The sequence below is a fragment of the Mesobacillus persicus genome (assembly GCF_900109925.1).
GTDB classification, from domain to species: domain Bacteria; phylum Bacillota; class Bacilli; order Bacillales; family Cytobacillaceae; genus Mesobacillus_B; species Mesobacillus_B persicus.
On the sequence record NZ_FOBW01000005.1, the window covers coordinates 84098 to 96375 of the forward strand.

The following is a 12278-nucleotide window of genomic DNA, read 5'->3' on the forward strand; positions in this document are numbered from 1 at the left end:
CAAAATACATAACTCTAGGAGGAAACAACTAATGTCATTAATCGGAAAAGAAATTCTACCTTTCAAAGCACAAGCGTACAAAAATGGAGATTTTGTTGAAGTAACAGAAGAAAACTTAAAAGGTCAATGGAGCGTAGTTTGCTTCTACCCTGCAGACTTTACATTCGTTTGCCCAACTGAGCTTGAAGACCTTCAAAACCAATATGCAACTCTAAAAGAACTTGGAACAGAAGTATATTCAGTATCTACTGATACTCACTTTGTTCACAAAGCATGGCATGATTCTTCAGAAGCAATCGGCAAAATCACTTACACAATGATCGGAGATCCTTCTCACGTAATTTCTCGTAACTTCGACGTTTTAATCGAAGAAGAAGGTATTGCTGACCGCGGTACATTCATCATCGATCCAGACGGTGTTGTACAAGCTGTTGAAATCAACGCTGGCGGAATTGGTCGTGACGCAAGCACTCTAGTAAACAAAATCAAAGCAGCACAATATGTTCGTAACAACCCAGGCGAAGTTTGCCCAGCTAAATGGGAAGAAGGTTCTGAAACACTTAAGCCAAGCCTTGATCTTGTAGGAAAGATTTAAGAGGAGCGATAAGAATGGCACTTGACGCAGAAATTAAATCCCAATTAAACCAGTATCTACAACTATTAGAAAACGATATTCTGCTTAAAGTCAGTGCAGGTTCAGATGACGTGTCAAAGGAGATGCTAGCTCTTGTTGAAGAGCTAGCATCTATGTCATCTAAAATCACTGTAGAAAAAGTAGAATTATATCGCACTCCAAGCTTCAGCATCAACCGTGTCGGCGAGGAAACTGGCGTCACGTTCGCTGGTGTTCCACTAGGACATGAGTTTACTTCATTAGTTTTAGCACTACTTCAAGTAAGTGGCCGTGCTCCAAAAATCGATCAAAGTGTGATTGATCAGATTAAGAACATTAAAGGTGAATATAACTTTGAAACCTATGTTAGCTTAACTTGCCACAACTGCCCTGATGTTGTCCAAGCGCTAAACATTATGAGTGTTCTTAACCCTGGTATTACGCACACAATGATTGACGGTGCAGCTTTTAAAGAAGAAGTTGAAGCGAAAGACGTATTAGCGGTACCAGCCGTTTACCTAAATGGCGAATTCTTCAACGGCGGCCGGATTACCCTTCAAGAAATCCTTGCGAAACTTGGCTCAGGCCCAAGTGCAGAAGATTTCACTGATAAAGGTCCATTCGACGTTCTTGTTGTCGGCGGTGGTCCTGCTGGAGCAAGTGCAGCGATTTATGCAGCACGTAAAGGAATCAAAACAGGAATTGTTGCTGAGCGCTTTGGTGGTCAGATTCTTGACACTCTTAGCATCGAAAACTTTATTTCTGTAAAAGCAACAGAAGGTCCGAAACTTGCGATGGCTCTTGAAGAGCATGTGAAAGAGTATGACATCGATGTCATGGACTTAGTCCGTGCTAAGGGCTTAGAAAAGAAAGAACTATTCGAGCTTGAACTTGAAAATGGTGCGGTTCTAAAAAGTAAATCCGTAATCATTTCAACGGGTGCTCGCTGGCGTAATGTGAACGTCCCTGGTGAACAAGAACTAAAAAACAAAGGTGTCGCTTATTGCCCACACTGTGATGGTCCATTGTTTGCAGGAAAAGACGTTGCTGTTATCGGTGGCGGAAACTCTGGAATCGAAGCAGCGATTGACTTGGCAGGAATTGTGAAACACGTAACAGTTCTTGAGTTTGCTCCTGAATTAAAAGCAGACCAAGTTCTTCAAGAGCGTCTTCACAGCCTACCAAACGTAACGGTTGTCACCAACGCCGCTACTCAAGAAATCACTGGTACAGACAACGTAACTGGAATTACTTATAAAGATCGCGAAACAGGCGAAGAGCATCATGTTGCCTTACAAGGTGTGTTCGTCCAAATCGGTCTTGTTCCTAACACAGAATGGCTAGAAGGTACACTAGAGCGCAACCGCATCGGTGAAATCATTACTGAGAAAAACGGATCTACGACAATGCCTGGCGTATTCGCTGCAGGAGATTGTACAGACAGCGCCTACAATCAAATCATCATTTCTATGGGATCAGGTGCAACAGCCGCACTAGGTGCATTTGATTACCTCATCAGAAACTAAGGACACTTCATTGTCCTACTAAAAAAGCCGCTAGATTATCTGTTTGATAATCTAGCGACTTTTTTTATCTAGAAATTTACTTGAAAAACTAGCGAAAGCAAAATAAAGGGAGATTTCCCCTTATTTGTAGACTAGAGCTTGTTTTGAAGGTCTATAAGGGGAGATTTCCCCTTATACAGATAAAAATCCCACATTTTCACGTTTTTCGAGCCCATAGGGGGAATTTCTCCCTTTATTTAAGCTTTTTTCAAGGCCATTAACCAATTAAGGCGAGTTCTTCCCTCTATTATAAATAGTTAGTAGAACTAACGTTAAAAAGCAGAGCAAATTTTCGTATGATCTTCTTTTCCTTTTATTTGTTAAGCTTTTTGGATTTCTACATCTAAAAAAAGACCCGTTTTTCTTCTCCCCCTCCCGCTATATATTAAATTTCTCCTTAAGGTAGTGATAGACGCCATCTTCATCGCAAGTAAAATCGGTTACGTCATCGACCACTTCTTTAATCCGCTCGGATGCATTTTTCATCGCGACGGAATAGCCAACAAACTTCAACATAGGTAAGTCATTGTCGCTATCCCCAATTGCCAGCGTGTCTTCTACCGATAAATCAAACTGTTTTAACATCTGTTCAATGCCCGTTGCTTTATTCATGTCAGCGACCATTACTTCAACATTGTGGTCAGAAGAAATTGAGGTACTAAACCTTATTTCCTTTTTTAATACTTCAAGCTCGTCCTTCCAACGATTGATATGCTCTTTTGTCCTTGCAAAAAAATAAAACTTCGAAAACTCAGTTCCTTCCACCTGATCCTTCCAATCAATCTCATCCTTAATGGCTTGCTTCCGTGAGAGCCATTCATTGATGCCAACGGTTTCTGGTTTCGGATCTCTAATTTCATTTTCCACATATGGTTGGTCTTGTTTTAAAGTAACTCGAGCTGCTCCGTATGGGAAAAGCTCATAATAGACCTTATTTTCTCTAGCTTTTTCAATAATGATTTCCACCAATTCACGACTAAGGCTATGCTGAAAGACAGCTTCACTCCCGACATACCCCGCCATACCATTGGATGTAATGTATCCATCCACTTGAAACCCTTCTGGCACAACTCCTTCTATTTCATCAAATGCACGACCTGTCGCTATAAACACAAAGATTCCCCGACTTCGCACGTCATCAATTACTTCTTTCGTATGTATACTGACCTTATTTTTATGATTTAAAATCGTCCCATCCATGTCTAAAAAAATCGCTTTCGGTTTGAAGCTCACTTGTAAATCCCCCTACGTTGATAAAAGAGTTTATTGAGCAAGTATACATGTTGCTCTATCCAACCTCAATTATTTTTGTATAAAAAAATGCACCCCACTTGAAAGACCTTTGTCCACAATTGGGGTGCAACTCTAGAGTGTTTATTCGTTTGTTGAAGCGTAGATTCCTACTGCGTCAAATCCTTCATTTACTGCAACAGTTTCTGCACTGTCTTCACCATATAGATCAATGGCCGACTGAACAACCGCAACACGCGCATCGCTAAAATCAGATGTTGATGTTAAATAAACCATTAAAGCACGATAGAAAATCTTTCCTAATGCCTCTCTACCAATCTCTTGCCCAATCAAGTACGCAGCATGGTTGGTGATCGAAGAATTCACGTGAACACCGCCATTATCAACGTTTAATGGCATGTCATAAAACTCATCCATGTGGTCTGGATAAACCTTGCGATCATCCGTAGCATACGCTGCTCTTTGTGCATTGCTTACTACAACACTGTTTGGATCGCTTAAGCTACGTAATCTTGTAACACCGTCCGCTTTCGCAGCTGGCGCCATAATGTCTTCTCCCATTTCCCAATCGCTATCATCAACAAGGGCACCGAAGATATCTGCAATCGATTCATTAAGCGCACCAGATTGATTGCGGTACTGCAGATTAGCTGTTTTAGAGATAACACCATGAGTCATTTCATGAGCCGCGACGTCAAGACCAGCTGATAGAGAAATAAAGAACTCACCGTCTCCATCGCCATAGGTCATCCAACGACCATTCCAGAATGCATTGTTATAATCTTGACCATAGTGAACAAAGGATTGGATAGCCATTCCTTCCCCATCAAGAGAATTGCGGCCATGCTCATTCAAGAAATACTCATACACCTTTTCGGAATTATAGTGTGCATCTACCGCGGCACGATCATAATCACTCTTAAAGGAAGCAGAATTCCCAGTAAATACCGTATCATTACTAGCGGAACCGTCATTTTTAGCATCGTAGGTAATAATCCCTTCAAGATTTGGATGAGAGAAATCTGCTAAAGCAAACTGAGTACCAGATTTCGGTTCTTTCACACGAGAAACATGCAATTCTCTATGGGCACCGTGAACTCCTAACCCAACTCCCTTTTGTGTTTTAATTTCATCGGCATGCATGATGCCATTATATTTATCGATGACCGCTCCAGTGTTGGCATCGACAAACACAAACCAGTTGCCCGGCGCATCTCCCATAAAATTCACGTTCGCTTTATAAGCCGTATAGTTTTTACCTTCAAACGGATAAACAACAAGCTCTGCCGTTGGTTCGTATGTAAATTCACTAGGAGCGTTGACAGAGGACTTAGCGATTTGAAGTGCTTCCTCTGCTCCGATAGAAGCAGTTGTATTCACTGGTTCCTCAACTAACGTCTGATTCACTCTACCGTTTACACCAACCACTTCGTTTTCCTTGTTAAAGTGAACAACCACCTCAGACCCTTCCACAGGAACGCCATTCACCGCTTGGTTAAAACGAACATGCGTCATCCCCAATTCATCTTTTGCAACATTCTTCACCTTTAAGTTCTTATCCGGGTTCTTCACTTTGGTTTTCGTTTCATTTTTCTTAAGATAATTTACTGCATTGGTAGAGTTGCTCGCTGAGAATTTTTGTGCATGTTTTTCCTTCACGAAAAATGGAACATTTGCGTTTTCATTCCACTTTTTCTGAGCTTGTACACTACTTACACTAGCAGAATCGGAATTCGCAAACACACTGCTCATAGGCACCGCCCCTAGCAATAAGGCTGAAGACAGAGCAACAGGCATAATCAACTTTTTCTTCATATATTTCGACCTCCTAAATAATTGATAGGTTTCATTATGAATGAAAAGTCTGACTATTTCATGAGTAATATGAATCTTTTAAAAACTCAATTTAATGGTAAATATTCCCTAGCAAGCTATCTTGTTATAGTAAAAACGTCCCGTTTTATAAGACAGAAGCTTCAAAACGGTAGGTCGTATGTAAGACAATAAGAATCAGTCGAATTTGCCAGATTTTATTACTATAATAAAAAGGCAACACCGGCTAAGCACTATTCCCCTTTCACAGCTTGCCGTTCTCAGACAAGTCCTTTTGTTAGTGTCTACTATATATGAATCCTCATAAACGTGGTAAGCTAATCTTGTGGATGCTAGTTTTAATCCATAATAAAAACTCTCCTAAAATTGGAGAGTAGTGCATAGATTCTTTATTTTAAACAGTGTAGGAGTAACTAGATAAACGAATGAAAATATATAAGTTAAAGAAACCATTTAAAGGAATCAACAAAGGAACACATTTCTACTTAATTGCTGAATCTGAATTTATCGGAATCAAAGAGTTTGTTTTACGATCGAAAGACTTAACAAAAAGGCTATCCATTAATGAAACCGAGTTGAAGAAGAACTTTATCTTGATAAGAAGATAAAGGATGGATGAAGGTAGGTCCTCACTTTTATATTGAAACGTTCATTAAACTTCATTCTCCACCCCATAAATCGGAATCTTAATCGTAAAAATAGTTCCTTTATGCGGAGTACTAGATACGGAAAGTGTCCCACCATGTAATTCAATAATTTTCTTCGTAAGCGATAATCCTAAGCCCGTTCCTGTATCCTTCGTGGAGAAAAAGGGATCGAAAATATACTTTAAATGTTCGTTCTCAATCCCTTTCCCATTATCCTTAAACTGAAAAAGTATAGTGTTCTTTTCCCTCGTACATAGTAGACGAATTTCCAGGTCATGAATTCCCTTCGATTCCACCGCATTATTGAATAAATTGATAAATACTTGAATGAGTTCACTTTGATTAATAAGAATAAGAGTATCTGCTAATTCCTCGCTCATGCTCACATGGAGATCTATCTTTTTCAGAATGGCTTCGCTGTACAGCAAACCCTTAAAATGATTGATAAAATCAATGACTAACTTAGGTTCCTTCAACATAGGTGAAGATTTCGAAACCATTAAAAAATCGCTGATAATTTTATTTGCCCGGTCTAACTCAGGGATAAGCAGCGTTTGAAAAAGGTGAGGATTTGCTTCCATCTGACCTTGTCCAACCAGCTGTAAATACCCTCGTACAGTTGTTAATGGATTACGAACTTCATGTGCAATACTCGCAGATATTTGGCCAATCATATTCATTTTTTCTGCTTCTTTTAAGTGATTTAAGAAATGAAAGAGACCAACGACCCGTAAAATCTCACCATTTTCATCATAGATAATCCTCGTATTAATAATGCCGTAGTTTGAATCTAAGACCTCTAAGTCATGAATCTCTTCCCTAGTTCGGAGCGTTTCTAGCAGTTTAATTTGGGAGTCATCCATTCTTAATAAGGTTGAAATATGCTGGCCAATGACATTCACTTGGCTTCCATTTAAATCATTGACCGTCTGCTTATTGCAAAGCGTGATGATTCCATCTTTATTAATAAAAACAATATGATGCGGCACTAAATCAAGCATGGGTTGTAGAAAAGCTTCTAGCTCCTCGAAGCTATTTTTAAGCGACGGGTAAGTTAAATGGATTGGTGCATGACCATTTTCACGAACTTCTTCCATTGAGATTGATAAATCCTGTTTCGCTTTCCGAATTCTTAGGTTCGTTTTTTCATCAAAATAGTCAATCTCTACCGGAAGCTCTGCGATTAAACGTTTATATAAATTTAATTCCTCTTCTGCTGACTGAAAAGTATGGAGGTTATTTTTATCCTTAGACACTCAGTTCACTCCAATTCCAAATGGCAACGGGGAAAGTACCCCCAGTGTGTATATTTTAGCAGAATTGGATCTTAACACCAATATGGTAAATACCTCACCCTAGTTATTTTTTGTCTGGTTAGTACGAATGGAGAAAGTTATCTAATGTATACAAGCCTCACTTTTGCTTTTATCGTCACCATCTGGGATTTGCGCAGAGTTCCGATTGTCTACTCATAAGAGAGATTTCTCCCGACTGTGTTACTCTGATAATTCAAACTCCCATAACCCCAGCTGCCCTTTTGCGGGAACACACTCATCCAACCCCTTCATCCCCTCAACTTCCCAAGCATAGTTACCGACTCTATAATCGCCTAAAAAATAATCATTACCTGATACAATCCGGCCATCTTCCAAAACGGCCCAAGTCTCGTTGTTTTCAACAACTTTCAAGCAATTGACAAGTTTGCAAACGGCAATAATTACTCCATTGGGGAGAGTGTCTATTGTGTAATCATGCTTACCAAGGAGCGACTGAATGGCCACATGGCTACAGACTTTTTTATCGATTTTTTTACTAGTATGTATAGCAAGTGGTCCCCGATGATTCGTTTTCCAGGACCTTGTTTCATATGTAGCCTCCCGAACAACAAAAAGCGTCGCCCATGGCTGAATCATTGACAAAACCTTCATATCATTAGCCCCTATTATGAAAGAAGCAAGGGGACGGTTCCCTTGCTTCCTCTAAACTTTAAGTATTTTAGAAAAACGAATAACGACGAAATCACGGAGAATGAAATTCTTGTTAACTCAACCATATTGATCAACAAAAACTCCCTCACCCGCTTTGTAATCTGCATACAAAACGTCCTTATAATTTTGAATGGAATTTGATTTTAGTTCGTTTTTTAACCACTCTTCGTCTTTTTCAATGGATTTTAAGTTATCCCATATCACTTCTCCCTCGATGATCAGAGTGACAGGTAAAGTTACACGGTTATATGACAACTGTAAATCGGACATGGTTGGTGACTGAAACGGGGGTTTTTTTAGCACACTTAATTGCCCATCTGTTTCAAGGATGGCAAACTCAACCTCTCTTAAGGAGAACACATCTTTGACACGTAAAAGATGCTGTAACTGATTAATATCCAGCCTATTCTTTCTTAAAACCTCTCTCTGGATTCTCCCATGACGTATCACAATTGCCGGTTCTCCCTCAAGGAGTTTTCTTGTCCGTTTAAATTTTTGGGTGATTAATTCCGTCCCAAAGACTAATGAAGACCAAATAAATAATCCGTAAAAAAGGTGAGACAATTTAACATCATTATCAAAGATTGCACTTCCTACTAGTTCCCCCAAAAGGATAGCTGCTATAAAATCAAAAGGGGTCAGTTGAGTAATCGTTCCCCTACCTAAGATCTTCGTTATAACAAATAACCCAATATAGCCTGCAATAAGTTCAATTGTAATTGAGCCGAAGTTTATTTTTCTCACCCTCCTAAATGTCTTTACTTCAAAAAGCTCCGAGCATTGTGCTCCCCGAATTAAACAGAGCCGTTATTGGTGATAAAATGGGGATAAAAACGCTCCAGTCACCAATAACAAGTCAATATCCCTTATTTGTATAGAATTGTTCAGTGGACTGGCAATTATTCTGGTTTAACGATTTTTTGCCCACCCCAAAACGGAATTAACCCTTTTCCCCCTTTCAAGAGATCCTCTATTCTCAACACATAAAGCGAAAATTTATTAGACTATTCAAAATAAAACCGAAACTTTTCACTCAGAAAAACGTACATTACAGGAGGAAAAAAAAGGGAGTGTTGACCTTGAAAAAATTAACCACGATTCTTATCGGGTTCCTGCTCATCCTACTACTCGCTGCATGCAATGGAACCACGGAAACAGTGGACCAAAACGAATCAACGGAAGAAACGGCTACAGAAAAAGAAACTGCGCCTGAATCTTTAACATTAGAGGAGGTTTTTGAAAAGACCACTACAGCTTCAGAAGATCTTCACAGTTTCGCGGTGGACATGAATTTAGTCCAAGAAATTGCCTCTGACCTAGAAGAAGCAAATATGGAACTCAACTCCTCGATTTTTATGGAGGTCGTTTCAGATCCTATCTCTTTTTATCAAAAAATGCAGATGAGTATCCCGAATACAAAGGAAACGCTCGAGACCGAAAGCTATTTTTCAAAGGACGGGTTTTACATGCATGACCCCTTGGGCGGGACTTGGATGAAGTTTCCTTCTGAAATGACGGATCAATTGCTGCAAGTATCCAATCAACAAACCAATCCTGGAGAGGAAATTAAAAGGCTGCAAGAATTTAGTGACGATTTCTCTTTTGAAGAAAAGGATAATGAATATCACCTCACTCTAACTGCATCTGGAGAGGAATTTAATGACTTTATCCAAGAAACCATTAAGCAAACGCTCCCTGCCGATATGGCCGCAGACACTGAGGAGTTGGAAAATATAAAAATCCATGCAGTCGCTTACGACATTATTATTGATAAAGAAACCTTTTTCCCTAAAGCCATAAATATGAACATGGATATGGAAATCATGGTTGAAGATCAAACGGTTCAACTCACCCAGCGAATGGATGGTCAATATTCGAAACACAATGAAATTGACGAAATTGTGATTCCAGAAGAAGTCATGGATACGGCAGAAGAAGTACCGTTGTAATACCACTTCAAATCTAAGTACATTACATGGGTAAATATCTAAAAGTGCCCCCCAAATTTACCACTTGGGGGGATTTTCATTTTCCCACTTTTCTTCTTCAAGGTGGAAGCATTCTCCTTAGGAAGACAGGCTTTCACCTCTTCATTACCCTCATGATAAGATACCTTAACGAGAACAAGTCGCTTACCCTACAAGAGAATCACAGCCCGACCATGGTAATCCCCAACTGATCCCCTTAGATTCATTCGGACACCCCCTTCATAAAAAAAGGCAAACAAAGAACCGTCCCCATATCGATAAAACCGATGGATTGGCTTGGGTGATACAGATAAGTTGAATTTATATTTTGATGGGCTAGCTTTTATAATTAGTTTGGGATTAGTATTTGTTTTTTGCTAAACATTCTAGGTAGTTGTCTTGGTGGGCCCATTTCTAGCTTCGCTCGTGTTACTGACGTACATATTTTCCAAAATCGAATCAAATCAATTCATTTTAGTGAGGTGGAAAGTTTGAAGAATAAGGTTATTTTGCTTGCATCCGATCAGCTTGGGAAGGGAGATAAAGTTTTAGGAGAAGGAGTGTTGGAAACCTTCTTCACCATACTTAAGCAAAAAGAAGAGCTTCCTGAGGCTGTTTTTTGCATGAACAGTGGGGTTTTCACCCTTACAGAACGCTCGCTTGTTTCTCTCCAATTAAAGGATCTCGAAGCAAAAGGGGTCGACGTTCTCGCTTGTAAAACTTGTGTGGACTACTATGAGATTGAGGGCGACCTTGTTGTAGGAAGAATAAGCGGAATGGACCATTTCATTGAATTAGCTTCAAAATATGAAATCCTGACACTGTCTTAGGTTTCACATTTTTCAGACACTTTCCCAAATAAGAGGAGATGAAGCTTAACGATGGATTTGTACAATAAAATATTTAAGGAATATTGGAATCCTTATGTGGCAATTAGTCTTGCAGGACTGGTGAGTGCCTTGTATTTCGGTCTCACAGGAACGGTTTGGGCGGTTACTGGGGAATTCACTAGATTTGGTGGCCATGTTCTTCAATGGGTTGGAATCGATCCGTCGGAGTGGGATTATTTTCAACTAGTTGGATTGCAAGGAACGCCACTCGAGCGGACGGATGGTTGGATTGTCATTGGGATGTTAGTTGGAGCTTTAATCATGATTTTGATTAGCAATAGCTTTAAAATTCGCATCCCCAACCAACGACGTCGCCTTGTCCAGGGATTTATTGGCGGAATCATTGCCGGGTTTGGTGCTCGCTTGGCCCTTGGGTGCAACCTCGCTGCCTTTTTTACCGGAGTTCCGCAATTCTCCTTTCATGCCTGGGTGTTTATGGTGATGACCGCGATCGGAACCTACTTGGGGGTAAAAGTCGTTAACACGAAATGGTGGCTAGGTAAACCAAACCTGCAAAAAGGTGCAGGAAAAGTGGCCTTAAAACGAAAGGCAAAAAAGAGCAATCTCCAGCCGGTTATAGGTTTACTGTTAGCTGTTGTTTACACCGGGGTGGTCGTATTTTTATTCGCTGTCGGCCAGAACCTGCTTGCGATTGGAGCGATTGCAGGGGCTTTGTTTGGGATATTGATTGAACGTGGCCAAATTTGCTTTACCTCTGCCTTCCGGGATATGTGGATTAGTGGGCGCGCGGTGATGTCGAAAGCCATTTCTGTCGGGATGATGGTCAGTGTCGTCTTTACCTTTATCTATATTCAAACCGGTGCCGCCGCCCAAATCATTAAAATAGCGGCTCCAAGTACCGTGATTGGTGGATTGTTGTTCGGTTTTGGTATTGTTCTCGCCGGCGGTTGTGAAACCGGAATGATGTATCGAGCGATGGAGGGCCAGGTATTGTTCTGGGTCGTCGGCGCAGGCAATATCGTCGGTGCCACCCTTCTCGCCTATGGTTGGGATCATCTTGGTATATTTAATGCTTTAGCGAAAGATTGGCCAGCAGTGAACTTAATTGAAGTTTGGGGACATACAGGTGCACTCATTGGAACGCTGGCCATGTTGGCCCTTTGGTTCCTCTTCTCCAGCTGGTGGGAAAAGCGCTTCCGCTATGGAAAAGGAATCACCAAAACAGAAACTCCAAAACTAGCAACAAAGGAGGTTTAACTCTTGTTACAAGACGTTGAGATTGATTACACATTAGATATTCGCGGGGAGCCTTGACCCTACCCTGTTATTTATGCGCTGGATGCGCTGAAAACCATGAAAGTTGGAGAAGTGTTACAGATAATCGCCGACTGTCCACAGTCCTTCCAAAGTGTTCCAGAAGAAGCCGTCAAGCATGGCTACGAGCTAATCACTGATCCGGTGAAGGATGGCCAAGACATCTATTTTTATATAAAAGTTATTGCATAAAAGCGTAAGGCAGGCACCGTGTAAACAGTGCCTGCCTTTTTTCTTTTAGGCCGAACG

12 protein-coding genes are annotated in these 12278 nt (G+C 40.5%); 7 read left to right on the plus strand and 5 right to left on the minus strand.

The genetic code is table 11. The features are described from left to right. Positions 1 to 31 precede the first annotated feature (31 nt). Positions 32 to 595, plus strand: coding sequence for an alkyl hydroperoxide reductase subunit C (gene ahpC / locus BMX30_RS08650; protein WP_090743778.1), 564 nt, complete (start codon positions 32 to 34; stop codon positions 593 to 595). 14 nt (positions 596 to 609) lie between these two features. Further along, positions 610 to 2139 (plus strand): alkyl hydroperoxide reductase subunit F, encoded by a 1530-nt coding sequence (gene ahpF, locus BMX30_RS08655; protein WP_090743781.1) that lies wholly within the window; start codon positions 610 to 612, stop codon positions 2137 to 2139. 417 nt (positions 2140 to 2556) lie between these two features. Here ahpF and BMX30_RS08660 read toward each other — a convergent pair whose 3' ends face one another. Further along, the gene (locus BMX30_RS08660; RefSeq protein WP_090743785.1) at positions 2557 to 3411 is read right to left on the minus strand and encodes an HAD family hydrolase; all 855 of its coding nucleotides are present in this window, start codon (positions 3409 to 3411) and stop codon (positions 2557 to 2559) included. A gap of 141 nt (positions 3412 to 3552) precedes the next feature. Further along, the gene (locus BMX30_RS08665; protein ID WP_090743788.1) at positions 3553 to 5244 is read right to left on the minus strand and encodes a M4 family metallopeptidase; all 1692 of its coding nucleotides are present in this window, start codon (positions 5242 to 5244) and stop codon (positions 3553 to 3555) included. A gap of 443 nt (positions 5245 to 5687) precedes the next feature. Here BMX30_RS08665 and BMX30_RS08670 point away from each other — a divergent pair, with 443 nt between their 5' ends. Further along, positions 5688 to 5870: a hypothetical protein gene (locus BMX30_RS08670; protein WP_090743792.1), complete on the plus strand. Its 183-nt coding sequence runs from the start codon at positions 5688 to 5690 to the stop codon at positions 5868 to 5870. Positions 5871 to 5914: 44 nt separating this feature from the next. On the opposite strand, the gene BMX30_RS08675 is transcribed toward BMX30_RS08670, so the two are convergent. The 3 genes from BMX30_RS08675 to BMX30_RS08685 all read right to left on the minus strand — a co-directional run bounded on the left by BMX30_RS08675 (position 5915) and on the right by BMX30_RS08685 (position 8641). Next, positions 5915 to 7165: an ATP-binding protein gene (locus BMX30_RS08675; protein ID WP_090743795.1), complete on the minus strand. Its 1251-nt coding sequence runs from the start codon at positions 7163 to 7165 to the stop codon at positions 5915 to 5917. Between the two features lie 240 nt (positions 7166 to 7405). After that, positions 7406 to 7837, minus strand: a complete 432-nt coding sequence (locus BMX30_RS08680) for an ASCH domain-containing protein (RefSeq protein WP_090743798.1) — start codon at positions 7835 to 7837, stop codon at positions 7406 to 7408. A 117-nt stretch (positions 7838 to 7954) separates the two neighbouring features. Next, positions 7955 to 8641, minus strand: a complete 687-nt coding sequence (locus BMX30_RS08685) for a DUF421 domain-containing protein (protein ID WP_342028066.1) — start codon at positions 8639 to 8641, stop codon at positions 7955 to 7957. 326 nt (positions 8642 to 8967) lie between these two features. On the opposite strand from BMX30_RS08685, the gene BMX30_RS08690 reads away from it, so the two are divergent. From BMX30_RS08690 to BMX30_RS23775, 4 genes are all read left to right on the plus strand, one after another. Then, positions 8968 to 9846, plus strand: coding sequence for a DUF6612 family protein (locus BMX30_RS08690; RefSeq protein ID WP_090743801.1), 879 nt, complete (start codon positions 8968 to 8970; stop codon positions 9844 to 9846). Positions 9847 to 10355: 509 nt separating this feature from the next. Continuing rightward, the gene (locus tag BMX30_RS08695) at positions 10356 to 10694 is read left to right on the plus strand and encodes a DsrE family protein (protein ID WP_090743804.1); all 339 of its coding nucleotides are present in this window, start codon (positions 10356 to 10358) and stop codon (positions 10692 to 10694) included. Between the two features lie 51 nt (positions 10695 to 10745). Next, positions 10746 to 11972 (plus strand): selenium metabolism membrane protein YedE/FdhT, encoded by a 1227-nt coding sequence (gene yedE, locus BMX30_RS08700; RefSeq protein ID WP_090743808.1) that lies wholly within the window; start codon positions 10746 to 10748, stop codon positions 11970 to 11972. Positions 11973 to 12041: 69 nt separating this feature from the next. Then, positions 12042 to 12221: a sulfurtransferase TusA family protein gene (locus BMX30_RS23775; protein WP_280139951.1), complete on the plus strand. Its 180-nt coding sequence runs from the start codon at positions 12042 to 12044 to the stop codon at positions 12219 to 12221. Positions 12222 to 12278: the final 57 nt, after the last annotated feature.